Origin of the sequence: Pasteurella multocida (genome assembly GCF_900187275.1) — a bacterium.
Taxonomy (GTDB): domain Bacteria; phylum Pseudomonadota; class Gammaproteobacteria; order Enterobacterales; family Pasteurellaceae; genus Pasteurella; species Pasteurella multocida.
On record NZ_LT906458.1, the window covers coordinates 133,638 to 159,890 of the forward strand.

Here is a 26,253-nt window from a genome sequence, read left to right on the forward strand (position 1 = left end):
CGATACGGAAGACGAGCACGAGTAAAGACTCGTGCTTCATTATTTAAAGAAGATGAAAAAAAAGATTTTTACTTATTTTATTGCGATTTTTTCAGGCATTATCGGGGTGTTAGCCTTTTCCCCTTTTGATTATTGGGGTTGTGCTTACTTATCGCTTTTAGGTCTTATTTTTGTTGCTAAAACAGCGGAAAAAAAGACCGCACTTTGGTCGGCATTTTTGTGGGGATTAGCTTTTTTCACTTTTGGGATAAATTGGGTACACGTTAGTATTCATCAATTTGGTGGTGCCTCTGTCGTGGTGAGCTATGTGTTAGTCCTTGCCTTAGCCGCCTATCTTGCATTGTATCCGATGCTCTTTGCTTATTTGATCCAGCGTTTTCAAGTCAGTAGCTTAGCGATGTTCCCCGTGATTTGGACCTTTACCGAATTTTTACGCGGCTGGCTCTTTACCGGATTTCCGTGGTTACAATTTGGTTATAGTCAAATCGATAGCCCATTTGCTCATCTCGCGCCGATGTTTGGTGTTACTGGCGTCACTTTCTTTGTAATGTGGGTCAGTGCGGTGATTTTTAATTTACTTTCCGTCTTGCTTATTAAACCAAGAAAGTGGAATGTTGTGATAGCTAATCTCCTTTTACTCACACTAGTTGGTGGATTGTCAGCTTATTCTTCCAAGGCTGAGTATGTCAGAAAAATAGAAGACAGGGATTTGCTTGTGACGTTAGCACAGGGCAATATTGAGCAAAATTTAAAATGGGAACCAGAATATCTGTATCAAACTTTAGATATCTATCATAAGTTAATTAGTCAGCATCTCGGTAAAACTGACGTCATTATTTTGCCTGAATCTGCATTGCCAGTGTTAGAAAATCATATTCAGCCTTTTTTCCAAGGACTACAAGCACATGCACAACAAGCTGGAACGGAAATCGTCATGGGGACGATCTATCAAGATGAAACAGCAAATAAGTTATTAAATTCAATTATTACTTTGGGAAATACGGATTTCCCTTATTCATTAGAAACGACAAATCGTTACAGTAAGCATCATCTTGTGCCTTTTGGTGAATATGTTCCTTTAGAGACATTATTGCGTCCATTAGGGAGTGTGTTTAACTTACCCATGTCTGCTTTCCAAAGTGGTGATGAAATTCAATCGCCGTTAGTGGTCAAAAATCGCCAGCTAAGTGCGGCAATTTGTTATGAGATTATTTTGGGTGAACAATTAAGAAAGAATGTGAAACAAGACACGGATTTCATTCTCACAGTCTCAAATGATGCGTGGTTTGGTGACTCTATTGGACCTTGGCAACATTTACAGATGGCAAGAATGCGTGCTTTAGAGTTTGGGAAACCAGTCATTCGTGCCACCAATACTGGCATTAGCGTGTTTATTGATGAGCAAGGTAAAATTGTTGCACAAGCGCCACAATTCATTGAAACGACGTTAACGCATAAAGTGGCGGCTACGGAAGGTCAAACGCCTTACGCTGTGTTTGGTAATACCGCTATCTATGGACTGTCGTTGCTACTGCTCTTAATGCGTGGGTTCGGCGCACTGATTCGTCGTCGTTTATTCATGCCCCGTCTGTAAGTCAGAACAAACAAAAAAGCACTGAAATATCAGTGCTTTTTTGTCAAAATAGGTTAGCGGCTACGGAAAATAATGCGACCTTTGTTTAAGTCGTAAGGTGTCATTTCAATGGTCACTTTATCACCGGTTAAAATACGAATATAGTTTTTACGCATTTTACCTGAAATGTGGGCTGTCACAACGTGACCGTTTTCTAATTCAACACGAAACATCGTGTTTGGCAAGGTTTCTAAAATTGTGCCTTGCATCTCAATGCAATCTTCTTTTGCCATTGGTTCCTCTAAATAAACTACAAATGTTTACAGCATTTTGATTTTAATTGCTGTATATTATACGGTTGTGCTGAATTATACAAGTTTTGTGATGTACGGCAAGTTTTTATTCCATCCGTTTCAAGATAAAAGATGAAAAAGATCCTTATTACTGGTGGGGCAGGTTTTATTGGCTCCGCCGTTATTCGCTACATTTTAAGCCAAACATCAGATCAGATTATAAATCTCGATAAACTCACCTATGCCAGTAATTTGGACGCTTTAGCCTCTGTTGTTGACAACCCACGTTACCATTTTGAACAAGGTGACATTGCAGATGCCACGACCTTGAGCAACATTTTTCAGCGCTATCAACCGGATTGTGTTATGCATTTGGCAGCAGAAAGTCATGTTGATCGCTCAATTGCTGGCGCAGCCGCGTTTATTCAAACAAATATTGTTGGTACCTATACTTTACTTGAGGTGACTCGGCAATATTGGCTCACATTAGACGAAAAAAGCAAAGCGGCTTTTCGTTTTCACCATGTTTCAACAGATGAGGTATTTGGTGACCTTGACTTCACACAACCTGCGTTTACAGAAACTTCCCCCTATCGTCCAAGTAGCCCTTATTCTGCCTCAAAAGCAGCTAGCGATCATTTAGTACGAGCTTGGCATCGAACTTATGGTTTGCCCATTGTGATGAGCAACAGTACGAATAATTATGGTTTTTATCAACATACTGAAAAACTCATTCCTTTTATGTTAAGTCAGGCTTTACAGGGAAAACCGTTGACGCTCTATGGCGATGGGCAGCAAGTGCGAGATTGGTTGTTTGTTGATGATCATGCACAAGCTTTGTATCTTGTACTAACAAAGGGCAAAGTGGGGGAAACCTATAATATTGGTGCACGTTGTGAGTACAGTAATATTCATCTTGTGATGCGGTTATGTGAGATCTTAAATCAGTTAAGACAGGCGGGAGGATTGACAGCGTTTTCGGATCAACTCAGCGAAATAACCGACTTTAAGCAGCTGATCACTTTTGTGAAAGATCGTCCCGGTCATGACTTGCGTTATGCGATAAATGCCTCAAAAATTCAAGACGAATTAGGCTGGGTGGCAAAAACGGATTTTGAGACGGGATTACGAAAAACAGTCGCATGGTATGTGAATTATTTGTCACCATGAAAGAAAAGATATTTTGTGGAAAAGGTACTAAAGTGCGGAAAAACTGGTATAGTGAATCGCACTTTATTTTTATTTAGATAATACAAAAAATAAAAGGATCGTTTATGCCAATGCAAATTATGTTATCGACTCAAGTAGCAGATGAAGCTTGGGGAAAAAATGCACTATTAAGTTTTCATCAGGCGCAAGCCACTATTCATGTTACTGACTATTCCGCGCGTAATACTGTACAAAAAGCAGCGCGTAAATTACGTGGTCAGGGGATTAAAGATGTGGTACTTGCTGGCGAAAATTGGGATTTAGAAACCTGCTGGGCATTTTATCAAGGTTTTTATAGCGCAAAACAAGATTATGCGGTGGAATTTCCAACTTTAGGCGATGCACCGCAAGCGGAATTATTAGCGCGCATTCAATGCGGTGATTTTGTACGTGAAATGATTAATTTGCCCGCGGAAGTGATTACCCCTGTGGAATTGGCGAGCCGTGCAGCCCACTTTATCGAAGAACAAGCAGAAGAATATGGGGATAAAAGTGCGGTCAGTTTTAACATTATTTCGGGCGAAGAATTAAAAGCACAGAATTATCAAGGTATTTGGAATGTGGGACGCGGTTCTGCTAACCCGCCAGCGATGTTGCAATTAGATTTCAACCCAACAGGCAATCCTGATGCGCCGGTATTAGCCTGTTTAGTGGGGAAAGGCATTACTTTTGACAGTGGCGGTTATAGCATTAAACCAAGTGATAATATGAGCACGATGCGTACAGATATGGGCGGCGCGGCATTGTTAACAGGCTCATTAGGGTTAGCCATCGCCCGTGGTTTAACACAACGTGTGAAACTCTATTTATGCTGTGCAGAAAATCTGGTGAGCAGCAATGCGTTTAAATTGGGTGATATTATCACTTACAGCAATGGCGTGACTGCTGAAATTTTAAATACGGATGCGGAAGGGCGTTTGGTACTTGCAGATGGATTAATTGAAGCCGATAAACAACAGCCAAAAATGATCATTGATTGTGCAACGTTAACTGGAGCTGCAAAAATGGCGGTAGGCAATGATTACCACTCAGTATTGTCTATGGATGATGCATTGGTAGCTGCGCTCTTTAAGTCTGCGGAAGCCGAACAAGAACCTTTCTGGCGTTTACCGTTTGCGGAATTACATCGTTCACAAATAAGCACGGCATTTGCCGATATTGCGAATACAGGGACGGTGCCAGTAGGGGCGGGTGCAAGTACAGCCACAGCTTTTTTATCTTACTTTGTGAAAAATTATCAACAACATTGGTTACATATTGATTGTTCAGCCACTTATCGTAAAACAGCAAGCGATTTATGGGCTGTGGGCGCAACGGGGATTGGTGTGCAAACGCTCGCCAACTTATTATTAAATCCAGTCAAGGGATAAGGACCAGATATGGCAGTAGAAAGAACACTCTCATTGATTAAACCTGACGCAGTAAAACGACATTTAATTGGTGCTATTCTAAGCCGTTTTGAACAAGCGGGGTTTCGCGTGGTGGCAGCGAAAATGTTACATCTGACACAAGCGCAAGCTGAAGGGTTTTACGCGGAGCATCAAGATAAAGCGTTTTTTCCTGAGCTTGTCGCGTATATGATCTCTGCACCGGTTTTAGCATTAGTGCTAGAGAAAGAAAATGCGGTGAAAGATTATCGCACCTTAATTGGAGCAACGAACCCTGCCGTAGCCGCAGAGGGGACAATTCGTCGCGATTTTGCGATTGATGGGCGACATAATTCAGTGCATGGGTCGGACAGTCTGGACAGTGCAAAACGCGAAATTGCTTATTTTTTCGTGGAGAGTGAAATTTTTTAATCGTCTTTTCTTGCTTGTCTGAAAACGATTTCCCTTCGTGTGTTTTATCACGAAGGGAAATTTTTTTGCGATAAAGATTGAATTTTCTCAATAAAAGCGTATTATAGCCGTCCAGACGCAGAAACATCTAAAAGAACACAAGAAGGATATTATGTCTCGTTATTTATTCACTTCCGAATCCGTATCAGAAGGACATCCAGATAAAATTGCCGATCAAATTTCCGATGCGGTATTAGACGAAATTTTAAAACAAGATCCCAAAGCCCGCGTTGCTTGTGAAACCTATGTAAAAACAGGGATGGCATTAGTGGGTGGCGAGATCACAACATCGGCTTGGGTAGATATTGAAAACTTAACCCGCCAGGTGATTTGTGATATTGGCTATAAACATTCTGATATGGGCTTTGATGGTCATTCTTGTGCCGTGTTAAATGCGATTGGTAAACAATCTTCCGATATTAATCAAGGTGTGGATCGTGAAAATCCATTAGATCAAGGTGCAGGTGACCAAGGGATTATGTTTGGTTATGCCACTAATGAAACTGAAGTGCTGATGCCTGCAGCCATTACTTATGCGCACCGTTTAATGGAGCGTCAAGCCAAGGTGCGTAAAGAGGGTACCTTGCCATGGTTACGTCCTGATGCAAAAAGCCAAGTCACGCTAAAATATGAAGATCACAAAATTGTTGGGGTCGATGCGGTCGTCCTTTCTACGCAACACTGTGACAGCATTTCACAACATGATTTGCATGAAGCAGTGATGGAAGAAATTATTAAGCCTGTTTTACCTGCAGAGTGGTTATCAAAAGAAACCAAATATTTCATCAACCCAACAGGACGCTTTGTGATTGGTGGTCCGATGGGGGACTGCGGGTTAACAGGGCGTAAAATTATTGTGGATACTTACGGCGGTGCCGCGCGTCATGGTGGCGGTGCATTCTCGGGTAAAGATCCTTCCAAAGTAGACCGCTCAGCTGCTTATGCGGCGCGTTATGTGGCGAAAAATATTGTTGCTGCGGGGCTTGCAGATCGTTGCGAAATTCAACTTTCGTATGCGATTGGGGTTGCTGATCCGACGTCTATCATGGTGGAAACTTTTGGTACCGGTAAAGTTGCTAACGAATTATTAGTAGCATTGGTGCGTGAATTCTTTGATTTACGTCCGTACGGTTTAATTAAAATGCTTGATTTAATTCAGCCTATTTACCGTGAAACGGCGGCTTATGGTCACTTTGGGCGTGAACAATTCCCATGGGAAAAAGTTGATCGTGCAGAAGAATTACGCGCTGCAGCAGGACTTAAATAACCGTTACTCGGACAAGAAACGTAAAGGCGGACAACAACGTTCGCCTTCTTTTTTATGCCAATTATGCAACCACAAACTCAGCTTCGTCATTTAAATAGGCAAGTTCAACGTAAACTCACTCAGTGTTTGCAACTTGCGAGCGGCTATTTCAATCGTACGTTCTCTATGCCAACAGTGCATTATAATGTACGAGGCATGAAAGCTGGTGTGGCATATTTGCAACAAAATGAAATTCGGCTGAATCCGATTCTGTTACTTGAAAATTCAGCAGCATTTATTCAGCAAGTGGTGCCCCATGAACTCGCTCATTTAATTGTTTATCAAGTATTTGGTCGCGTTAAACCACACGGTGAAGAATGGCAGAGCGTAATGCAAGATGTTTTTCATTTAACACCGGAAGTGTGTCATCAATTTGATGTAACGCGAGTAAGAGGACCGACTTTTGCTTACTACTGCCAATGCAAAGTACATCATTTGACACAAAGAAGACACCATAATATACAAAAAAATAACATTGTATATTTATGTAAAAATTGTAAATCTCGGTTGATTAAGAAGACTTAATATGGCTTGATAATATCGTTGCCAAGATTTTATAACTCCATTAACACTAAAGAGGACATGACAATGAAAAAATCAGTATTTGTATTAGCGTTAGGCACATTATGTGCAGCAACAGCAAGCGCTAATTTTTATGTACAGGGTGATTTGGGGTATTCCAAGTTAAAATTTGAAGATGTGAGTAAAAGTAAATTTTCACCAAGTTTAGCAGTGGGTTATAAATTTGATGATTTCCGTTTAGCATTAGATTATAGCCATTATGGAAAATTAACCCATACTGAGCAAGAGAGTGCAACAATTCCAAATGCTGGTGGTCATCAAACTGTTTCTGGACCAGAAAAATATTCGCTCAAAGTGACCTCATGGGGGCTGTCTGCATTATATGATTTCAATTTTGGTACAGAAATTAAGCCTTATGTCGGGATGAGACTCTCTCAAAATCATTTCAAATCCACTTTAGATTTTAAAGCGCCAGGCTATTCAGAATATCGCAGTACAAAAGTACATAAATTGGGCTATGGCTTTTTAGCGGGGGCACAATATGCGTTAGTGAAGAATGTGTCTCTGAACGCGGGTATCGAATATAATCGTTTAGGTAAAATTGATGGCGTTAAAATCAACCAATACGGCGCGAAAGTGGGTTTACGTTACGATTTCTAAGCAGATTGCCTAATTAAACGTTGTTTAAATGGTGCGGTGGAAAAAGTGAAACTTTCTACCGCACTTTTTTTGCGCTTAATAGTAGTATTTTCCCTTGAAATTTCGTTTTTTGCACTTATATCAGGAAGCACTTATTAAGTGTAATAAAGCGTAACAGAAGGAAATATTATGTCAACGAATCAAGAAACGCGTGGTTTTCAATCGGAAGTCAAACAACTTCTTCAACTAATGATCCATTCTCTCTATTCCAATAAAGAAATTTTCTTACGTGAATTAATTTCCAATGCCTCTGATGCGGCAGATAAATTGCGTTTTAAAGCCTTGTCTGCGCCAGAGCTTTATGAAGGTGATGGGGATTTAAAAGTGCGTATTCGTTTTGATGAAGAGAAAGGCACTTTAACCATTAGTGATAATGGCATTGGGATGACGCGTGATGAAGTAATCGATCATTTAGGTACCATTGCCAAATCGGGCACCAAAGAATTTTTAAGTGCATTAGGACAAGATCAAGCCAAAGATAGCCAATTAATTGGTCAGTTTGGGGTCGGTTTTTATTCCGCCTTTATTGTGGCAGATAAAGTCACTGTGAAAACGCGTGCAGCAGGCGTAAGTGCAGATAAAGCGGTGCTTTGGGAATCGGCAGGCGAAGGTGAGTATTCTGTGGCGGATATTGACAAAAAAGAACGCGGTACCGAAATTACCCTTCACTTACGTGAAGATGAAAAAGCCTTTTTAAATGATTGGCGCTTACGTGAAATTATCGGCAAATATTCGGATCATATTGGTTTGCCAGTAGAAATCTTAACCAAAGAATATGACGATGAAGGCAAAGAAACCGGCATTAAATGGGAAAAAATCAATAAAGCGCAAGCCTTGTGGACACGTGCAAAAAATGAGATTTCGGAGGAAGAATATCAAGAGTTCTATAAGCATTTAAGTCATGATTTTACCGATCCGTTACTTTGGGCACACAATAAAGTAGAAGGAAATCAAGAATATACCAGTTTACTTTATGTGCCAGCAAAAGCCCCTTGGGATTTATTTAATCGCGAACATAAACACGGCTTAAAGCTGTATGTACAACGTGTCTTTATTATGGATGATGCGCAAGTCTTTATGCCAAATTATCTGCGTTTTATGCGTGGTTTATTAGATTCCAATGATTTGCCACTGAATGTATCGCGCGAAATTTTACAAGATAACAAAGTCACGAGTGCTTTACGTAAAGCCCTAACGAAACGTGCATTACAAATGCTCGAAAAATTAGCCAAAGACGATGCGGAGAAATACCAACGCTTTTGGCAAGAGTTTGGTTTAGTGTTAAAAGAAGGTCCAGCAGAAGATTTTGCAAATAAAGAAACGATTGCAAAATTATTACGTTTTGCTTCAACACACAATGACAGCAGCCAACAAAGCGTGTCGTTAGAAGACTATGTGGCACGTATGAAAGAAGGACAAAAGGCGATTTATTACATTACGGCAGATACTTATGTCGCCGCGAAAAACTCACCGCACTTAGAATTGTTCAATAAGAAAGGCATTGAAGTATTATTGCTGTCCGATCGTATTGATGAATGGATGTTAAGCTACTTAACGGAATTTGACGGTAAGCCACTGCAAACCATCAGTAAAGCGGATTTAGATCTAGGTGATTTAGCGGATAAAGAGGAAGACAGTCAAAAAGCACAAGATGAGCAATATGCTTCTTTTGTGGAACGTGTGAAAACCTTGCTTGGCGAGCGCGTGAAAGAAGTGCGCTTAACCCACCGTTTAACGGATACGCCAGCGGTTGTTTCGACGGGTGATGACCAGATGACCACCCAAATGGCGAAATTATTCGCTGCGGCGGGTCAAGCGATGCCAGAGGTTAAATACACCTTCGAATTAAATCCAGAACATGGTTTAGTACAAAAAGTAGCAGAAATTGCCGATGAGCAGCAATTTGCCGATTGGATTGAATTGCTACTTGAACAAGCGATGTTGGCTGAGCGTGGTAGCCTTGAAAATCCAGTTGCCTTTATTAAACGCATGAACACCTTGTTAGGTAAACTCACAAGTCATTAACGCCGTATTTTGAAATATGCTAAAATCCCTTGGGTCAAATATCTAAGGGATTTTTATTTTAAGGAGAAATGATGATTACTGTTTATGGCATTAAAAATTGCGATACTGTGAAAAAAGCATTAAGTTGGTTAAGTGCCAATAATATTACACACCAATTGCATGATTATCGTGTAGATGGCTTAGACAAAAGCTGGTTGGCACAAGCTGAAGCCCAGTTTGGCTGGGAAGTGTTAGTCAATAAACGTAGCACTACATGGCGGAATCTGAGTGATGAGGTGAAAGAAAATTTATCAAAACAGACCGCACTTGAGGTGCTTTTTGAGCAGCCTACCTTAATTAAACGTCCAATTATTTTACAAGACGGCAAGGCATTGATTGGCTTTAATGCAAAAGAGTATGCAGCCTGTTTTAAATAAGGCGATCGTGGTATGGTTGCCCTGATCTTTTTTGACAGAAACCCCGTTTTACCTTCTTGAGCAAAAGTGCGGTATAAAAATGAAAAATTCCATTATTGAATTAGCCCGTGAATTGATTCGCCGACCATCCATTAGCCCTGACGATCAAGGTTGTCAACAGATCATCGCTGAGCGTTTAGAACGCTTAGGTTTTCAAATCGAATGGCTCCCTTTTAATGATACGTTAAATTTATGGGCGAAACATGGTTCGGGTTCGCCAGTCATTGCCTTTGCAGGACATACCGATGTGGTGCCTATGGGGGATACAACCCAATGGCAGTATCCGCCTTTTTCCGCACAGCTAGTGGATAATGTGCTGTATGGGCGTGGTGCGGCAGACATGAAAGGATCGCTTGCGGCGATGGTGGTGGCGGCAGAACACTATGTGAAAGCCAATCCAGAGCATTCAGGTACTGTTGCTTTATTAATTACCTCAGATGAAGAAGCCGCCGCTAAAGATGGTACAGTACGTGTAGTCGAGACATTAATGGCAAGAGGTGAGCCGATTGATTATTGTATTGTCGGCGAGCCTTCAAGTGCTCAGCAGTTTGGTGATATTGTCAAAAATGGTCGCCGCGGTTCGATTACAGCAAACCTTTATATTCAAGGGGTACAAGGGCATGTGGCTTATCCGCATTTAGCACAAAATCCAGTGCATAAGGCACTTGGCTTTTTAACAGAATTGACCACTTATCAATGGGATAACGGTAATGACTTTTTTCCACCGACTTCATTGCAAATTGCTAATATTCAGGCGGGAACAGGGAGCAATAATGTGATACCGGGTGAGCTTTATGTGCAATTTAATTTACGCTATTGCACAGAAGTGACCGATGACATCATTAAAAAGAAAGTTGCAGAGATGTTAGCAAAACATCAGTTAAATTATCGTATTGAGTGGCGTCTATCGGGCAAACCGTTTTTAACAGCGAAAGGCAAATTGGTGGATACCTTGCTAGATGTCGTGGAAAAAATCACGCAAAACCGACCGCACTTAGATACCGGTGGTGGCACGTCAGATGCCCGTTTTATTGCGTTAATGGGGGCAGAAGTGGTGGAATTTGGACCGTTGAATAAAACTATTCATAAAGTCGATGAATGTGTCAATGTAGATGATCTGGCAAAATGTGGTGAAGTATATCAGCACGTTTTGTGTAATATGTTGGAACGCGTATGAGCTTTCTCTTTACACCCGAGCAATTAACCGGTAAGGCACGCACACATTTAGTTGCACTCCCTTGCCCATTTTCTGTCCATCATTTCTTACACCAAGATTGCTTAGTGGCTTTTCAATGTTTACAGCAAAGTGCGGCTAAACATGGCTTTAATTTACAGCCAGCCAGTAGCTTTCGTGACTTTCAACGTCAACAAGCCATTTGGAATGCGAAATTTTATGGTGAGCGTAAAGTGCATGATGATCAGGGAAATCCGCTCGATTTGAGCACACTTTCCGACTGGGAAAAAGTACAAGCTATTTTACGTTGGTCTGCTTTGCCGGGTGGTAGTCGTCATCATTGGGGCACGGAAATTGATGTTTTTGATCCGCACTTATTGCCTCCTCATCAAACTTTACAACTTGAACCTTGGGAATATGAACAAGGCGGTTATTTCTTTGAATTAAGTGAGTGGTTGCAACAACATCTCGCTCATTTTGATTTTGCCTTGCCTTTCACGCAGTTACCACAAGATAAAGAAATTGGTTATGAACCTTGGCATATCAGTTATTTACCGATTGCACAACAAGCCCAACAACAGTTTAATGCAGATATATTATGTGAGGCATGGCAGCAGGAAGAAATTGCAGGCAAAGCCTGTTTGCTTGCGAATCTCGCGCAGATTTTTTGTCGTTTTTTTATTTAAGGAGATAACATGGAAATTCAACAGTTTCGTCAGCAAGATATTGACATTCTTAAAGAAGAAACCTTATACCAAGGTTTTTTTCAATTAAAAAAGATTCAATTTAAACACAAGCTGTTTACTGGCGGATACAGTGGGGTAGTCACTCGTGAATTGTTAGTCAAAGGGGCCGCATCTGCGGTGATTGCTTACGATCCGATTAAAGATGCCGTTGTATTGGTTGAGCAAGTGCGTATTGGTGCTTATCAACCTGATTCAGCACAGTCACCTTGGTTGTTAGAGTTGATCGCCGGCATGGTAGAAGAAGGGGAAAAACCAGAAGAGGTTGCGCTACGTGAAAGCGAAGAAGAAGCCGGCGTGCAAGTGCAAGATTTGCAACATTGTTTAAGCGTGTGGGACAGCCCAGGTGGTGTGTTTGAGCGTATCCATTTGTTTGTGGGCAAAGTGGATAGCACAACAGCGAAAGGGCTACACGGTTTGAGCGAAGAGAATGAAGATATCCGTGTCCATGTAGTGAGCCGTGAGCAAGCTTATCAATGGGTTAATGAGGGCAAAATTGATAATAGCATTGCGGTGTTGGGATTACAGTGGTTACAGTTGAATTATAAGACCCTCTCATAATTCAATTTTCTAAATCCACACGATAAAAGTGTGATTTAGGTTTAATTTTCAGAAAATTTTTTATCAATAAATATGACATAGCTAACATTTTTTTATTTTGGTAGGTGCAATTTCTTTGATAAGTCGGTAATTTACAAAGAGTTTTATTTTAGTCGTAGGAGTTCGCTTTGTTCAGCACTTATAGATATGATACATCAGCGGAGGTGTTCAAAATCATTCAAATTACCGATCCTCATTTGTTTAAAGATGAGCATGGGGAATTATTAGGCATCAATACATTTCAAAGCTTTTCTCAAGTTTTACACGAAATTAAAGCCAGTCGTTTTGACTATGATCTGGTGTTAGCTACAGGGGATCTGGTTCAAGATAGTAGTCGTGAAGGCTACTTACATTTTTGTGAACAAGTGAAAAGCTTAGAAAAAACCGTCTTTTGGATTCCCGGAAATCATGATTTTCAACCAAAAATGTTTGAAATCTTGAATCAGGATCAAGGTAATTTAAATCCGAAAAAGCACATTCTTTTAGGCAAATCTTGGCAGATTTTAATGTTAGATAGTCAAGTGTTTGGCGTTCCACATGGTGAATTAAGCCAATATCAAATAGACTGGTTGGTCGCAAAATTAAAAGATCATCCAGAACGTTATACGTTAATTGTCTTACATCACCACATTTTGCCTACCCATTCAACTTGGTTAGATCAGCATAATTTACGTAATGCTCATGAATTGGCGTATGCATTAGCCCCTTTTGATAAAGTGAAAGGGATTTTACATGGTCATATTCACCAAGAAATGGATGCTAACTGGCAAGGTTATAGAGTGATGGCAACACCTGCAACCTGTATCCAATTTAAACCAGATCATAATACGTTTACACTTGATTCAGTTCAGCCAGGTTGGCGAGAGCTTGAATTACACAGTGATGGTCGGATTGAAACACGCGTAAAACGCATTCAAGATAAGACGTTCTTCCCGAATATGCATGAAGATGGCTATTAAGCAAAAACAGCCATGTGGCAACACATGTTTGTTTTTTTAAGTTAGGCTAAATTGATTAGGAAAGTGAGTGACATGACGCACTTTCCTTTTTTTCCTCAAATGCTAGCTGCGGTAATTGTAATAATCATAGTAGCTCAGCGCTTTGCGTTTTGTACCATTTAAAATAAACCCTTTAACGGGGACACCTGCTTGTGCAAAACGTGTTTTAGCGATTTCAATTTCTTTAACCGTTGTTTTCCCAAATAAGCCAACCAGTAGGGTTGTACCAACATAACGTCCAATAATAGCGGCATCTGTTACCGGCAGAATTGGTGGTGTATCAATTACAACAAGATCATAATGACTCGATGCCCATTCAAGAAGTTGCTGAAAACGCGCAGTATAAAAAAGTTCTGATGGATTGGGTGGTGTATTTCCTTTCGTAATAATGGCAAATTCAGCATATTGATGAACGATGTCTTCAAATGGAATATTTTGTGCAATAGCCTCACTTAATCCCTGTTTATTTGCAATACCGAGGAACGGGCGCAAGTAACTGCGACGTAAATCAGCATCAATCAGTAAAACTCGTTTTCCAGTTTTTGCTAACACATTAGCTAAATTACTCGAAATAAAACTTTTTCCTACAGAAGGTAATGTGCCAGAAATCATCACAAGATTATTTGGTGCTTCTAACATGGCAAAATGGAGACTTGTCCTTAAACTACGAATGGCCTCAATCGCATTGTCTTCAGGGTGACTTTCTGACAGGAGACGATATTTTCCTTTATGTACATGTTTGCGGGAAATCGCCGGCTGTTGTTCTGAATGTGGAATGGCGGCGTAAGTCGGTAGTCCCGTTTTGTCAACATCCGCCGTTGATTCAATACCACGTTGGAAATAATTCCTAAACAGCACTAAAAAGGACGATAAAAGTCCGCCTAATAAAAAGGCAAGTATGATAACGAGCGCTTTTTTAGGTGCAACAGGATTTGGAAATACTTGTGCATGATCTAAAATACGAACGTTACCAATAGTGCTTGCTTTTACAACATCTAACTCTTGCATTTTATTTAAGAGTTGGATGTAGATGTGTTGGTTGACTTCTAAATCACGTGTAAAACGAATCATTTCTTTCTGTGTATTTGGCAATTTTTCTAATTGCTTATTTAATCGTTCTTTCTCCGCATTCAAGACATTTCTTTTGTCAATTAAAGCAACATAAGAAGGGTGCTTTAGCGTAAATTTGCGTGAGATTTCACTTTCTTGAATAGACAATTCGCTGAGATCCGCTTCTATTTGGATAATGGTGTCTAATGTGGCTTTTGCTTCAAGGCTGAGATCAACAGATTCATTTTTTAAGCGGAATTCATTCAATCTATTTTCTGAGTCAGACAGTTTCTGACGTACATCTGGCAATTGTTGATTAAGAAACTCTAGACTTTTAGAGGCTTCTGCCGAATTTCTCGCGACATTTTGTAATAAGTAACTTTCAGCAATACTCGAAACGATATCTTGTATGTGTTTTTTATCTTTTCCCTGAATCGCAATATTAATGATACCCGTTTGTTTACCAATTTCATGAACCGACAGTTGTTCCTGTAAGGCTGAAATAACGGTTAATTCTGGTAGCTTGTTGATTAGAAAACGTTGTTTAGGTTTGGCATTTATCTGAGATAAAGAAAATTGAATAAGATCCGTATCATATTTTTCCCCCACTTTGCCTGTTAGCAGTGGCTCTGTAGTTTTTTCCAGAAAAAGGGTATAGCTATCTCGTTGTTCACCAATTTCTAAGATGAGTGTATTGGCTGCTTCATTGAGTGGTGTGAAATGGGAAATGGTGATTTGCGGTGAATAGCCTGTGGCACTTGCGAACAGTTTACCCAAGATAGGAATCGGATAAATTGGCTCAACCTGTGTCGTTAAATTGAGTTTTTCAACCGCATACGAGAGCACCATTCTCGATTTTAAAATCGCGATTTCGGTATGCGAGGAGGATTTTTCCTCAAAGATCCCCGCGAAATCTTTTAATGCACCGCCCGCTGATTTATCTTCAATTTGTATGGAAGCATTCGCAAGATAAACAGGAGGGGCAAGAAAGGCATAGCCTGCTCCAATGAGTGTTGTAAGTAGGGTAAACAGGGCAATCCACCCTTTATGATCTAATAAAATGCCGAGGAATTTCATTACATCAAGTGTTTCTTCATGGTTTTTCTCGTTCATTATTTCATATCCTATAACATTTTTTTCCATTGATATGCTGCGCTATCTAGCATTTGATAAGCATACTCAAACATTTCTTGACTCTTTTTATAGGGATCGGGAATCTCTTTTGACGCAGTTAATCCATGTCCAAACAACATGACTTTACCTTGAGATAAAGGGCATATTTGATGAACTAATTCAATATGCGCTTTTTCCATAACAAGAATCAAATCGGCTTTATGACATAATGCATGTGTCAACTGCTTAGCACGATGAGCCGAAAGATTTAATCCGTGCTGGCTAGCAATTTTTATCATCATATCGTCGGCAGGCTTGTCAACTAAGCAACTACGTTCAGTGACAAGACCTGCAGAGGTAATGTTTTTTTCTGGGAAATGGTGTTGCAGTAATTTTTCCCCTACAGGGGAACGACAGATATTTCCCATACATACGACTAGAATTTGCTCAAACATATTACCAATTTCGGATTCTTAACATACTTTCAGTGATTGAGTCGAACCCTGACAAAGTAGGCACGATCTGACTAATCACACGATTCCAGCGGGCAACTGGAGCTGTTGTGACATAAACCACATCATAAGGTTTTAAATAAAACTCGGTACCAAGAAGATAAGAGGTAGCATCGGTGACATCTAATTGGTAAATATCTGCAATTTTTTCTATATTTTCCTCAGACGATGTCGCTTGTCTTGTTGTAGATGGCGAACGTTGTCCACGAATAACGAAAATCCCCGTTGCATCTGCAGCTAATTTATCAATACCACCACTTGCTGTGATTGCTTCAGTTAATGTCATACCGTAATGCATAATTTTGAGCATTTGCGGTTGAGCAACTTCACCAATAACAAAGACTTTATTCGCATCATTACGAGGAACATGAACAATATCACCATCAACTAATAAGCGGTTCTGGCTTAAATCTCCTCGTTGGATAAGTGCTTCGACTGAGATTTTTTCATCTTTTCCTTTGCTATTGAGTGTGACATTGTGCCAATCCGCATGTTCAGATAAGCCACCAGCATGGTTAATTGCATCTAATAAAGTTAACGGAACATTGGTCAAATATTGTTGCCCCGGACGATTTACTTCCCCTGTAATATAGGCTTTTTTCGATTGGTAAGTGGCGACACTGACCTCAATTTGTGGCTCACTAATATAGTTGGCGAGCCTTTTGGTCAGTTTGTTTCTAATTTGGCTTACGGTCAGTCCAGAGACATGAATAGAACCTACATAAGGGTAGAAAATCGTGCCATTAGCATGAACTTGACTACCGGATTCCGCCGCCGAACGATAAGCCCCCGCTGGTGTTGTTAATTCAGGATGATCCCAAACGGTAATATTTAATACATCACCAGGACCTACACGGTATTGGTAGGCTTTAATTTTTTGATCGAGTGGCGGGTTGGCACGAGCAAAAGGTATAGAAGGCGCGAGTTGCTTAACCAACGAAGGGGTAATTAAGTAGGCATCGACTGCTTTTTGCGTATCAAGAGGTCCGCCTTGCGCATAGACCTTAACACCACTTACGGGTGATTTGGTAGAGGGTAGCATGACGGAGCAGGCAGAGACAGACATGCCAATGCCGATTAGGATGAGAAGTCTAGATAATTTATACATGTCTTTTACTCATTTTAATTAGTGAATAAGTGAAAGGCTTACAGCTACCTCGGTTTTTTGTTCATCTGGATACAGTTTATTTATTGATGTTCACCGTTGCTTTACCCCCATAGATGTATGTGATTATTTTGTTGAGTGTAAATTAAGTCTGCTAATTCTGTGACAGGTTGATATCCTGTCGGTGCATTGCGCAAAATGTCATGAATTTTTTGATAATCTGATTTTTTACATGCACGCTCCAATTCGTCTAAGAGTAAGGACAACTCCGAAAAAGGAAGACATGTTTCTTGCGCGGTTAGGATTCGTGGATGCAACGTTTTTCTGACATTTTCTCCGCCAATGAGGAGTTCTTCATAAAGTTTTTCTCCGGGACGTAAGCCCGTGAATTTAATTTCAATATCACCATTTGGATTGTTTTCATTTTTGATACTGAGACCGGAAAGTAAAATTAATTTCTTCGCTAATTCAAGAATCTTAACGGGTTCGCCCATATCGAGGATAAACACATCTCCTCCTTTTGCCATAGCCCCTGCCTGAATAACAAGCTGTGCAGCTTCAGGGATCGTCATGAAATAACGGATGATACGTTCGTCTGTTACAGTAATCGGTCCCCCTTCTTTAATTTGTTGTTTAAATAAAGGAATAACAGAGCCTGAGGAACCTAATACATTGCCAAAACGGACCATACAAAAAAGGGTTTTATGGACGACGCCGTCTAGGGTTTTACCATAGGTATCGGCACAGGCTTGTAAACACAATTCTGCAACACGTTTTGTTGTGCCCATCACATTTGTGGGTCTTACGGCTTTATCGGTAGAAATTAATACAAAGGCATCGACTTGGCATCGCATCGCCGCTTTAGCTGCGTTATATGTGCCAAAAATGTTGTTGTATACCGCTTGTATGACATTGTATTCAACTAATGGAACATGTTTATACGCAGCAGCATGGTATACCGTATTAACTTCAAAAGTTTGCATGACTTTGATAAGCAGCTTGAGATTTTGTACAGAGCCTAACAGTGGGATAATTTCCACGTGTGTTCCTTTCTCTTGCTGAATATGTAATAACTCAAGATGGATAGAGTAGAGGGCATATTCTGAAACATCAAACAGTACTAATTTCGTCGGATGATTTAACAGAATTTGCCGACATAATTCGGAACCAATTGAACCGCCAGCGCCAGTTACCATAACGGACTTATGTTGGATATTTTTATTTAATAAAGCGGTGATTGGGGGGACTGGATCGCGCCCTAAGAGATCTTCGATAGCAATTTCTTGAATGTCAGAAAGCCCTACTTCGCCATCCACGAGTTGTTGTAAGCTCGGCAATTCTTTTATTTTACAAGGTGTTTTATTCAGCTTTTTAATGAGTTCTCTTCGACGTTCCCGACTGACAGAAGGAAGCGCAATTAAGATTTCATCAACACGATAGTCTTTTAACAAGGTCATGGCAGTTTCGAAAGAATAGACTTTGAAACCACCTAGGGTTCTTCCCCAAAGTTGCTTATTATCATCAATAAAAAATAAAGGTAAGTACTCACAAGAACGTTGTAGTGCGCTGATAATTTGTTGTCCTGATGCGCCTGCACCGTAAACAACAATACGTATTTTGGGGGCTTTTGTAGTTAAGTGTGCTTTTACGATAAAGCGTATAATGCCACGGCTGAGCCAAATCCAAGTGAACATTAAAAAACCATACATTAACGGAATCGATCTCGGTAACATTTCTTCCGCAATGAACGTCACAAGATAAAGATTAAGCACGGTGATAATGGTGGCTAAACCTAAGCGTAAAATTAACGTTTCGCTAAAACTACGGATAATGAAGTCATACACACCAAACAAAAGGAGGCTTCCTACAGTGAGTAACGAAATACCCAATAAAAATGGTAAATTTACTGAAATTTCTATACTCCAATATCTCAGCATATAACATTGCCAAAGCAGAATTGGGCATGCAATGAAATCTAACACCAATAAAAAAATCTTTTTATTCGTTTTAGAAAGCAGTGTTAAGGAAGTGATTAAATAATGCATATTCATAAATTCTAAACGCCATTTAAATTTGTTCAATTACTGTTTTTATCACTTCCACACATCGACTGATGTCTGATTCAGTTAATGTAGGATGGACTAAAAACATTAAACTGGTTTCCCCTAATTGTTTCGCGTTTTCTAAACGTTTATTTGGTCGCCATGTGGTGTGCTCAAATGCTTTTTCTAAATAAACTTCTGAGCAAGAACCGCTATAACAAGGCACGCCTAATGCATTGATATGTTGCATGATACGATCACGATCCCAGCCTTGAGGTAGTGTTTTCGGGTTAACTTGTATGTAACATTTATAGGCAGCATGAACATAATCTGGTGTTAGTGTATGTTGCGTAAAATAAGGTGAATCAGCAAATGCGGTCAAAATACGTTGCATATTTTGATTCCGTTTTTTCGTCCATTCTGGCATTTTTGTAAGTTGAATACGTCCAATCGCCGCTTGAATTTCCATCATGCGCCAGTTGGTGCCAAAAGATTCGTGAAGCCATTTAAAGCCTGCAGGATGTGTTTTATGATAAACCGCGTCAAAACTTTTACCATGATCTTTATAGGACCACATCTTATTCCAAAGGACCGTATCATTCGTAGTCACCATTCCGCCTTCTCCGCCAGTTGTCATGATTTTGTCTTGGCAGAATGACCAGGCACCAATGTGACCTATGGAACCTGCGGAACGTCCTTTATACATTGCGCCATGAGCTTGAGCACAGTCTTCAATGACATACAATCCTCTTTCGTGAGCCAGCGCCATAATCGGATCCATATCACACATTAGCCCGGCTAAATGTACACAGATGATAGCTTTTGTATTCGGCGTTAAAACGGCTTCAATAGTTCGACGAGAGATATTTTGTGAATCAAGCTCAACATCGGCAAACACAGGATTTGCGCCGGCAGTGATAATACAGCTTGCTGAAGCAAGAAAAGTGCGAGAAGTCACAATCACATCATCGCCTGCTTTAATGTCGAGGGCTTTTAAGGCAAGATCCAGTGCAACTGTACCATTCATCAACGCAATGGCATGCTTTGTTTGAGTGTAGTGTGCAAATTCTTTTTCAAATTCTCGGCATACTTGTCCTGTCCAGTAATTGACTTGATTAGACTGAAGTACTTTGACGACGGCATCAATTTCTTGTGCTGAAAAGGATGGCCAAGGTGCAAAAGGTGTATTGAGCATAATAAATTTCTCCAAAGTAAAAAGTTAACGAGTTGGAGTCTTATTATTAGGGCAAACAAAATGAATATATTTTTGTGCCTCGGGTAATTGATCAAACTCTTCTTTTAAAATGGCGATATTATGTACATCTCGCCATTCTCCCGCTTTAAAGATGGCTTCTCGTTGTGTGCCTTCAATTCGCCAGTGACACTTTTTAAGATAAACTGCAAGACTGGGCGCATTCTCAGTGAGAATTTCTGCATAAAGGCGTCTTAAACCAACGGTATAAAATGCCCAAGCCATCATGAGCATAATAGTTTCAGTGCCATAACCTTTTTGGCTTTCGTGAGGAGAAAGCTTAATGGCAGATTCTGCGGATCGATTTTGCCAATGAATATTCCACAATCCAGTCAGACCAATTGCTGCTCGTGTTTGTTTATCAACAACAAGAAAGCGATAATCTTTGTTTGAATTAGATAAAGATTTGATGAAATTCTCTTGGGCATGTAATGACACTGGAAAAGTCCAACCAATCGTCTTACCCGTAATAAGAGGATCATTCATTAAGTGTTGTAATAATTCGCTATCTTTGAGCTCAATTGCTCTTAATACTACTTTTTCACCTGTTAACATATTGCTTTCCCCTTATTTGCGGTAGAGTGGAAAATACTCTGTTAGATTGTGAATCTGTTCTTCTGTACACCCTTTGGCGTGACATAGTTGATGATATACATTTTGATTAATCACAATGCGGTGAGTCTTGAATATATGGCTATTTGAGCTAAAACCTTTCTTATATTCATATAAAGAGTCTTTTTGGGCTCCCAAACCACCACCAAAATGTAAGACCTTATAGTGATTTTCTCTTCCCCATTTACGTGCTTCATGAGTAATCAATTTTGAGGGTTGTAACTCTCGATAATCATCTAATGTCCCACCTAAATGGTGCTGCATAATTCCACTTTTCTGACAATAGGTGTACATTGAAGAGGCTATCGGTTTTTGCTTTTTATTGAATGCTGTAATTAAGATAATGTTGTTATGTAATAACTGTAATAAACTGTCGTAATACTGCTTATGAAAGAAATAGAATGCCGTCGCGCCTAACATACGCATTGTCTCTTCATAGATATGGATAAAGATTTCAAGATTCTGATTATTTAATTGTTCGATTTTTGTTGTTACGCCGACTTTCTGCGCTTTTTTGATGCCTCTTTGATGTCTTAATTGTGTTTCTGCCCAATGTTCTTCTGCTGTTTTTGTTAAATCGGAGGAAAGGGTTGGACCATGCGCTACTAAATGACCAACATGCGAAAACCAATTAGCATTTAAAATAGGATGAAGACGTAGAAACCATGAAACACAATGTTTGTTTTTCAGATAATCTATCGCAGCGGTTAACATCTTATCGATTTCTGTTTCTGTTAAGTTTGTGCCGGCTAATACACCGCTATAACCATAAGTGGAAGTAATATCCCAATATTTGTCATCTAATCGACGAATAATGAGAGGAAACAACAAGGTTTTTTCATTCAGGGTAATAATCAATCCTTTGGGCTCACCTTGATCAATGAGTGCAGACGATTTGATCCAACCAGACATGTGATAAATATCGAAGTCAAAGGCTTGAATCTTGTTATCCCATTCATGATCGATCTCAACAAGCGTACATGTTACAGAAGTATTCATCTTATTTTTTCTCCGTATCACCTAAAAATCTCGGCATCGAATGCCCCGATTGATCGTTAACATTTTTGCGAAAAATGACGACGTTGAGGGTTTTCAAGAGAATCTTGATATCTAGCCACAACGATTGATTTTCTACGTACCAAACATCTAATTTGAATTTTTGTTCCCAACTGATTGCATTACGCCCGTTAACTTGGGCATAACCGGTAATGCCGGGGCGCACGTTATGCCGTTTAGCTTGTTCAGCATTGTATAAGGGGAGATATTCCATTAAGAGAGGACGAGGTCCAACTAAACTCATATCGCCTTTTAAGACATTCCATAATTCCGGTAACTCATCTAGGCTACTTGAACGTAGGAAATGACCAAAGGGTGTTAATCGTTCACTATCAGGTAAAAGTTCGCCTTTTTCATTTCTGCTGTCCTTCATTGTGCGGAATTTGATCATGTTAAACGCTTTACCATATCGCCCAGGGCGCATCTGATGAAATAAAATAGGCGTCCCTAGATTTTTTTTTACTTGATAAGCAATAATTAAAAATAGGGGAGAAAGTAAAATTAGCGCAGTGGCTGAAATCACAATATCGAGAAAACGTTTTAGCATTGTTCCACTCTCCTAAGCTGTTTACGAAGTTGTGAGCTGAATATCAAACTGATTTTTCAGGTTTTATTTTTTTAAACAATTCAATAAATTTCTCAGTACCCTTTTGCAAAGATAATTCATTAAAATAGAAAGTATTCCCATTTTTGCCTAAAAGATGGCGTGTTTGTGCCGGCAAGTGATACATTTTCAAAATGGCACGTTGTATGCTCTCGATATTTTCTGATAGCGCGGTTTCTCCACATTGTGCGAGCCTCACTAAATTGCTCGCATCTCCTGGTACCGCAACTAAAATGGGTTTTCCTATTGCCATATACGCCTGTATTTTTGAGGGAACCGTGATTTCAAATAACGCGTCTTGTTTCAGATGAACTAGTAATAAATCTGCTTGTTGTAATACATGACCGATTTGAGACATCGGTACACGTGGTATAAAAGTCACATTCGTTAAATTTTCATCATCTTTTCTCGTGTTTAAGCGTGTTGTTTCTGTACCAGAACCGATAAAGGTAAAATGAATATCAGGATAAGGATGCATATTAGCTGCGACATCCAGTATCGTATCGAGGGCTTGCGCTTTTCCCATATTGCCAGCAAAAAGAACATTGAATTTTTGGTGACATAAATGAACAGTTTGTGACGTTTCAGTGTTGATTAGCGCAGTTTCGTTACACCAGTTATAGATCACGCTGATTTTATTTGCGGGAACGGATTTTTGGATGAGTTTTTCTTTAAAGCCGGGGCTTAAAACCACAATATGATCAACACATTTATAAACACATTGGCAGACGTAATCGACGATTTTTAGTAATCGATCATGCGTTAGCATGCCAGTGGCTTTTAAAGTATCTGGCCATAAATCTTGAATATCATAGATAACGGGCGTCCGTCTAAAAAGTTTAATCATGATGGCGGCGATGCCTGTTGTTAAAGGAGGGTGATAGGCATAAATAACATCACATTTTTTGGTCGCAAAGATACCGAATAACATTGCCATAAAGGCAAAGCTGACATAATTGAGAATGCGTTTTATGGCTGAGCTATCATGGCTTGGGTAGAGCGCCACCCTTAATACAGGAATGCCTTCAATGCATTCTTTTTGGAAAAATCGAAGTTTATAACCTTCATATATTTTTCCGCCGGGATAATTCGGAAAGCCAGTTAAGACTTGTACGTCATGTCCCTGCGCTTTTAATTCTTTTGCAAATGCCAACCCTTTAATAGCTGGCTCGGGCTCAAACCATTGAGTTAATAGTAAAATCTTCATCAGTATTTTTTCCAAATAACGCGGTTAACATAATCGGTATAACTTAAAAGGATACGTATCACTTTGGCACTTACATTCGGCATACTGTAATCTGCGACTAAGCGTAAATCTCGCTCTTGTCCACGACGTTGCTCATCAAGAATAGCTAAACCTTGTAAAACACGTTCAGCTTGTAGTCCAACTAACATGACAGCCGCTTCCTCCATTCCTTCAGGTCTTTCATGAGCTTGTCGTAGATTTAATGCAGGAAAATTTAAAATAGAGGACTCTTCATTGATCGTTCCACTATCAGATAGAGTGGCTTTTGCCATGAGCTGTAATTTGTTGTAGTCAAGGAAGCCTAACGGTTTTAATAGCTGAATTAATGGATGAAAAGTGATGTTTAACTCCTCGATCCGTTTTCGGGTTCTTGGATGTGTCGAAACGATCACAGGATATTGATATTTTTTCGCAACCGCATTTAATGTATGGATTAAATCCAAAAAGTGCGGTTCTGAATTAATATTTTCTTCGCGGTGTGCACTAACTACAAAATATTGGAAAGGGGTTAATCCTAATTTATCTAATATTTTTGAGTGCTTAATTCGCTCATGATAGAAATGCAGTACTTCAAACATCGGACTCCCTGTCTTGATGATGAGATCTGGACTTAGTCCTTCAGCGAGGAGGTAATCTCTTGCGATAGTGCTGTAAGTCAGGTTAATGTCGGCTGTATGATCTACAATACGACGATTGATTTCTTCTGGCACACGCATATCAAAACAACGATTTCCTGCTTCCATATGGAACGTTGGGATTTTTCGACGCTTGGCGGGTAATACGGCAAGGCAGCTATTGGTATCACCAAGAACTAATAATGCTTCTGGCTGGGTTTCCTCCAGTAATTGATCAACGGCAATAATGACATTTCCGATGGTGGCTGAACTGGTTTTTCCCGCAGCATTAAGGAAGTAGTCAGGTTTGCGAATACCTAAATCATGGAAAAAGACCTCGTTCAATTCGTAGTCATAGTTTTGTCCAGTATGGACAAGAATGTGCTGAAAGTGTTTATCACAAGCCACAATGACTCGAGATAAGCGAATAATTTCTGGTCGAGTACCAACAACCGTCATGACTTTTAGCTTTTTCATTAGTTATTCCTATTAAGATGTAATTGGCATGGCATACGTATCGGGTTTTTCACGGTCAAATATTTCATTTGCCCATAACATGACAAACATCTCATCATGACCAATGTTTGTAATATCATGTGCCCAACCCGGAACCGTTTCGACAATCGTCGGATGTTCCCCATGTGTTTCTAATTGGTAAGTTTCCCCTGTTATGACATGTTTGAATTTGAACAGCGCTTTACCTCGAATCACTAAGAATTTTTCTGTTTTACTATGATGGTAGTGTCCGCCGCGGGTGATTCCGGGTTGTGCTGAAAAATAAGAGAATTGTCCCGCGCTCGGTGTTTTAAGCATTTCGACAAAAACGCCTCTTTCATCTCGATATTGCGGAATCACATAGGTAAATTTTTCAGGGGGTAAGAAACTGAGATAAGTGGCATATAATGCGCGCTTTAACCCCGTGCCAACCTCACTGGTTATCAGGGTATTGCGTGTATTTTTGAATGACATGAGCAGTTGATATAACTCACTTACCGTGATTTTATATTCTGGGTTGATATAAAAAGGCGTAGTTTGAGGTTGGTATTTGCCTGCAATAAGACGGCAAAAGGTGTCAACGACATCATCAATATAAATGAGCCTTATTTCTGCAGTATGATCATGAATTTCGATGGGTAAATCATGAATTAAGTTATGGCAAAATGTGGCGACTACCGAGTTATAGTGAGGTCGTGACCATTTGCCAAAGACATTAGCTAAACGGCAGATATAAATCGGATTACCATTTTCTTTATGTAATTGATGAACATGATATTCACTTTCTAATTTGGTTTGCGAATAAGTACTTATTTTGGGACTTTCTACTTGAATGCTAGAGGAATATAACAAAGGCGTTTTTTTCTGATGACGCTGTAAAATACGGCAAATTTTTTCCGTCAATTGTGTATTTGATGTCATAAATTCTTGTTCTTCAGGTGGACGATTCGCACCCGCAAGATGAATAATCCAATCAGCACTCAATACATGATGAATAAGCGTTTTCTCAGAGGATTGACGGTGATAACATAAAATCTCAATATCTTGTTCCTCAGATAAAGACTGAATCAGATTTTTCGCAATAAAACCATTTGAACCAGTTACTAAGACTTTCATT

The 26,253-nt window shown here is 39.8% G+C and carries 25 protein-coding genes; 13 read left to right on the forward strand and 12 right to left on the reverse strand.

The features are described from left to right. Nucleotides 1-52: 52 nt before the first annotated feature. Nucleotides 53-1,594 (forward strand): apolipoprotein N-acyltransferase, encoded by a 1,542-nt coding sequence (lnt, locus tag CKV69_RS00640; RefSeq protein WP_014667842.1) that lies wholly within the window; start codon nucleotides 53-55, stop codon nucleotides 1,592-1,594. A 53-nt stretch (nucleotides 1,595-1,647) separates the two neighbouring features. On the opposite strand, the gene infA is transcribed toward lnt, so the two are convergent. Beyond that, nucleotides 1,648-1,866, reverse strand: a complete 219-nt coding sequence (infA, locus tag CKV69_RS00645; protein ID WP_005717339.1) for a translation initiation factor IF-1 — start codon at nucleotides 1,864-1,866, stop codon at nucleotides 1,648-1,650. Between the two features lie 132 nt (nucleotides 1,867-1,998). Here infA and rfbB point away from each other — a divergent pair, with 132 nt between their 5' ends. From rfbB to cpdA, 12 genes are all read left to right on the forward strand, one after another. After that, the gene (rfbB, locus tag CKV69_RS00650; RefSeq protein ID WP_014325748.1) at nucleotides 1,999-3,036 is read left to right on the forward strand and encodes a dTDP-glucose 4,6-dehydratase; all 1,038 of its coding nucleotides are present in this window, start codon (nucleotides 1,999-2,001) and stop codon (nucleotides 3,034-3,036) included. A 110-nt stretch (nucleotides 3,037-3,146) separates the two neighbouring features. After that, a complete protein-coding gene (gene pepB, locus CKV69_RS00655) occupies nucleotides 3,147-4,445 on the forward strand; it encodes an aminopeptidase PepB (protein WP_016504256.1) in 1,299 nt (432 codons plus the stop codon). 9 nt (nucleotides 4,446-4,454) lie between these two features. Beyond that, nucleotides 4,455-4,874, forward strand: coding sequence for a nucleoside-diphosphate kinase (gene ndk / locus CKV69_RS00660; RefSeq protein WP_005717335.1), 420 nt, complete (start codon nucleotides 4,455-4,457; stop codon nucleotides 4,872-4,874). Nucleotides 4,875-5,025: 151 nt separating this feature from the next. Continuing rightward, complete coding sequence (metK, locus tag CKV69_RS00665) at nucleotides 5,026-6,180, forward strand: methionine adenosyltransferase (RefSeq protein ID WP_005751763.1); 1,155 nt, start codon at nucleotides 5,026-5,028, stop codon at nucleotides 6,178-6,180. A gap of 54 nt (nucleotides 6,181-6,234) precedes the next feature. Next, entirely contained in the window at nucleotides 6,235-6,744 is a 510-nt protein-coding gene (locus CKV69_RS00670) for a SprT family zinc-dependent metalloprotease (RefSeq protein ID WP_016504257.1), read from the forward strand. Between the two features lie 63 nt (nucleotides 6,745-6,807). Further along, on the forward strand, nucleotides 6,808-7,401 hold the full coding sequence (locus tag CKV69_RS00675; RefSeq protein ID WP_014667845.1) for an opacity family porin: 594 nt from the start codon (nucleotides 6,808-6,810) through the stop codon (nucleotides 7,399-7,401). Between the two features lie 168 nt (nucleotides 7,402-7,569). Continuing rightward, nucleotides 7,570-9,465 carry a molecular chaperone HtpG gene (htpG, locus tag CKV69_RS00680; protein ID WP_014325753.1) on the forward strand — a complete coding sequence of 632 codons (1,896 nt, stop codon included), beginning with the start codon at nucleotides 7,570-7,572 and terminating at the stop codon, nucleotides 9,463-9,465. Nucleotides 9,466-9,536: 71 nt separating this feature from the next. Continuing rightward, on the forward strand, nucleotides 9,537-9,881 hold the full coding sequence (locus CKV69_RS00685; RefSeq protein ID WP_005717328.1) for an ArsC family reductase: 345 nt from the start codon (nucleotides 9,537-9,539) through the stop codon (nucleotides 9,879-9,881). Between the two features lie 79 nt (nucleotides 9,882-9,960). Continuing rightward, entirely contained in the window at nucleotides 9,961-11,097 is a 1,137-nt protein-coding gene (gene dapE / locus CKV69_RS00690; RefSeq protein WP_014325754.1) for a succinyl-diaminopimelate desuccinylase, read from the forward strand. Then, a complete protein-coding gene (locus tag CKV69_RS00695) occupies nucleotides 11,094-11,780 on the forward strand; it encodes a M15 family metallopeptidase (protein WP_005757121.1) in 687 nt (228 codons plus the stop codon). Before dapE ends, CKV69_RS00695 begins: the two co-directional genes overlap by 4 nt. A gap of 9 nt (nucleotides 11,781-11,789) precedes the next feature. Next, nucleotides 11,790-12,398, forward strand: a complete 609-nt coding sequence (gene nudF, locus CKV69_RS00700) for an ADP-ribose diphosphatase (protein WP_014325755.1) — start codon at nucleotides 11,790-11,792, stop codon at nucleotides 12,396-12,398. Between the two features lie 167 nt (nucleotides 12,399-12,565). Then, complete coding sequence (gene cpdA, locus CKV69_RS00705) at nucleotides 12,566-13,396, forward strand: 3',5'-cyclic-AMP phosphodiesterase (protein ID WP_005751755.1); 831 nt, start codon at nucleotides 12,566-12,568, stop codon at nucleotides 13,394-13,396. A gap of 102 nt (nucleotides 13,397-13,498) precedes the next feature. Here the strand turns inward: cpdA and CKV69_RS00710 are convergent, their stop codons facing one another. From CKV69_RS00710 to wbjC, 11 genes are all read right to left on the reverse strand, one after another. After that, complete coding sequence (locus tag CKV69_RS00710; RefSeq protein WP_014325757.1) at nucleotides 13,499-15,598, reverse strand: polysaccharide biosynthesis tyrosine autokinase; 2,100 nt, start codon at nucleotides 15,596-15,598, stop codon at nucleotides 13,499-13,501. An 11-nt stretch (nucleotides 15,599-15,609) separates the two neighbouring features. After that, nucleotides 15,610-16,053 carry a low molecular weight protein-tyrosine-phosphatase gene (locus CKV69_RS00715; protein WP_014325758.1) on the reverse strand — a complete coding sequence of 148 codons (444 nt, stop codon included), beginning with the start codon at nucleotides 16,051-16,053 and terminating at the stop codon, nucleotides 15,610-15,612. 1 nt (nucleotide 16,054) lies between these two features. Further along, on the reverse strand, nucleotides 16,055-17,218 hold the full coding sequence (locus CKV69_RS00720) for a polysaccharide export protein (protein ID WP_014325759.1): 1,164 nt from the start codon (nucleotides 17,216-17,218) through the stop codon (nucleotides 16,055-16,057). 101 nt (nucleotides 17,219-17,319) lie between these two features. Further along, nucleotides 17,320-19,260 (reverse strand): polysaccharide biosynthesis protein, encoded by a 1,941-nt coding sequence (locus CKV69_RS00725; RefSeq protein ID WP_025248425.1) that lies wholly within the window; start codon nucleotides 19,258-19,260, stop codon nucleotides 17,320-17,322. 22 nt (nucleotides 19,261-19,282) lie between these two features. Beyond that, a complete protein-coding gene (locus CKV69_RS00730; protein WP_014325761.1) occupies nucleotides 19,283-20,452 on the reverse strand; it encodes a DegT/DnrJ/EryC1/StrS family aminotransferase in 1,170 nt (389 codons plus the stop codon). A 24-nt stretch (nucleotides 20,453-20,476) separates the two neighbouring features. Next, nucleotides 20,477-21,064, reverse strand: coding sequence for a GNAT family N-acetyltransferase (locus CKV69_RS00735; protein ID WP_014325762.1), 588 nt, complete (start codon nucleotides 21,062-21,064; stop codon nucleotides 20,477-20,479). A gap of 12 nt (nucleotides 21,065-21,076) precedes the next feature. Then, nucleotides 21,077-22,120, reverse strand: coding sequence for a GNAT family N-acetyltransferase (locus CKV69_RS00740; RefSeq protein ID WP_014325763.1), 1,044 nt, complete (start codon nucleotides 22,118-22,120; stop codon nucleotides 21,077-21,079). A 1-nt stretch (nucleotide 22,121) separates the two neighbouring features. Continuing rightward, nucleotides 22,122-22,724 carry a sugar transferase gene (locus tag CKV69_RS00745; protein WP_005751751.1) on the reverse strand — a complete coding sequence of 201 codons (603 nt, stop codon included), beginning with the start codon at nucleotides 22,722-22,724 and terminating at the stop codon, nucleotides 22,122-22,124. 43 nt (nucleotides 22,725-22,767) lie between these two features. After that, nucleotides 22,768-23,988, reverse strand: coding sequence for a glycosyltransferase family 4 protein (locus tag CKV69_RS00750; RefSeq protein WP_010906969.1), 1,221 nt, complete (start codon nucleotides 23,986-23,988; stop codon nucleotides 22,768-22,770). Further along, nucleotides 23,988-25,118, reverse strand: a complete 1,131-nt coding sequence (gene wecB / locus CKV69_RS00755; RefSeq protein ID WP_005751750.1) for a non-hydrolyzing UDP-N-acetylglucosamine 2-epimerase — start codon at nucleotides 25,116-25,118, stop codon at nucleotides 23,988-23,990. The genes CKV69_RS00750 and wecB overlap by 1 nt, the downstream gene beginning before the upstream one ends. Nucleotides 25,119-25,130: 12 nt before the next feature. Next, nucleotides 25,131-26,252, reverse strand: a complete 1,122-nt coding sequence (wbjC, locus tag CKV69_RS00760) for a UDP-2-acetamido-2,6-beta-L-arabino-hexul-4-ose reductase (protein ID WP_005754491.1) — start codon at nucleotides 26,250-26,252, stop codon at nucleotides 25,131-25,133. Nucleotide 26,253: the final 1 nt, after the last annotated feature.

What these genes read in the sequence shown, in the direction of transcription:
- dapE (WP_014325754.1), top strand. Translation starts at nt 9,961, where the DNA reads ATGAAAAATTCCATTATTGAATTAGCCCGTGAATTGATTCGCCGACCA.
- nudF (WP_014325755.1), top strand. Translation starts at nt 11,790, where the DNA reads ATGGAAATTCAACAGTTTCGTCAGCAAGATATTGACATTCTTAAAGAA.
- ndk (WP_005717335.1), top strand. Translation starts at nt 4,455, where the DNA reads ATGGCAGTAGAAAGAACACTCTCATTGATTAAACCTGACGCAGTAAAA.
- pepB (WP_016504256.1), top strand. Translation starts at nt 3,147, where the DNA reads ATGCAAATTATGTTATCGACTCAAGTAGCAGATGAAGCTTGGGGAAAA.
- CKV69_RS00710 (WP_014325757.1), bottom strand. Translation starts at nt 15,598, where the DNA reads ATGAACGAGAAAAACCATGAAGAAACACTTGATGTAATGAAATTCCTC.
- CKV69_RS00735 (WP_014325762.1), bottom strand. Translation starts at nt 21,064, where the DNA reads ATGTTAACAGGTGAAAAAGTAGTATTAAGAGCAATTGAGCTCAAAGAT.
- infA (WP_005717339.1), bottom strand. Translation starts at nt 1,866, where the DNA reads ATGGCAAAAGAAGATTGCATTGAGATGCAAGGCACAATTTTAGAAACC.
- CKV69_RS00720 (WP_014325759.1), bottom strand. Translation starts at nt 17,218, where the DNA reads ATGTATAAATTATCTAGACTTCTCATCCTAATCGGCATTGGCATGTCT.
- wbjC (WP_005754491.1), bottom strand. Translation starts at nt 26,252, where the DNA reads ATGAAAGTCTTAGTAACTGGTTCAAATGGTTTTATTGCGAAAAATCTG.
- wecB (WP_005751750.1), bottom strand. Translation starts at nt 25,118, where the DNA reads ATGAAAAAGCTAAAAGTCATGACGGTTGTTGGTACTCGACCAGAAATT.
- htpG (WP_014325753.1), top strand. Translation starts at nt 7,570, where the DNA reads ATGTCAACGAATCAAGAAACGCGTGGTTTTCAATCGGAAGTCAAACAA.
- CKV69_RS00695 (WP_005757121.1), top strand. Translation starts at nt 11,094, where the DNA reads ATGAGCTTTCTCTTTACACCCGAGCAATTAACCGGTAAGGCACGCACA.
- CKV69_RS00675 (WP_014667845.1), top strand. Translation starts at nt 6,808, where the DNA reads ATGAAAAAATCAGTATTTGTATTAGCGTTAGGCACATTATGTGCAGCA.
- metK (WP_005751763.1), top strand. Translation starts at nt 5,026, where the DNA reads ATGTCTCGTTATTTATTCACTTCCGAATCCGTATCAGAAGGACATCCA.
- lnt (WP_014667842.1), top strand. Translation starts at nt 53, where the DNA reads ATGAAAAAAAAGATTTTTACTTATTTTATTGCGATTTTTTCAGGCATT.
- CKV69_RS00685 (WP_005717328.1), top strand. Translation starts at nt 9,537, where the DNA reads ATGATTACTGTTTATGGCATTAAAAATTGCGATACTGTGAAAAAAGCA.
- CKV69_RS00715 (WP_014325758.1), bottom strand. Translation starts at nt 16,053, where the DNA reads ATGTTTGAGCAAATTCTAGTCGTATGTATGGGAAATATCTGTCGTTCC.
- CKV69_RS00730 (WP_014325761.1), bottom strand. Translation starts at nt 20,452, where the DNA reads ATGCTCAATACACCTTTTGCACCTTGGCCATCCTTTTCAGCACAAGAA.
- rfbB (WP_014325748.1), top strand. Translation starts at nt 1,999, where the DNA reads ATGAAAAAGATCCTTATTACTGGTGGGGCAGGTTTTATTGGCTCCGCC.
- CKV69_RS00670 (WP_016504257.1), top strand. Translation starts at nt 6,235, where the DNA reads ATGCCAATTATGCAACCACAAACTCAGCTTCGTCATTTAAATAGGCAA.
- CKV69_RS00740 (WP_014325763.1), bottom strand. Translation starts at nt 22,120, where the DNA reads ATGAATACTTCTGTAACATGTACGCTTGTTGAGATCGATCATGAATGG.
- CKV69_RS00750 (WP_010906969.1), bottom strand. Translation starts at nt 23,988, where the DNA reads ATGAAGATTTTACTATTAACTCAATGGTTTGAGCCCGAGCCAGCTATT.
- CKV69_RS00745 (WP_005751751.1), bottom strand. Translation starts at nt 22,724, where the DNA reads ATGCTAAAACGTTTTCTCGATATTGTGATTTCAGCCACTGCGCTAATT.
- CKV69_RS00725 (WP_025248425.1), bottom strand. Translation starts at nt 19,260, where the DNA reads ATGCATTATTTAATCACTTCCTTAACACTGCTTTCTAAAACGAATAAA.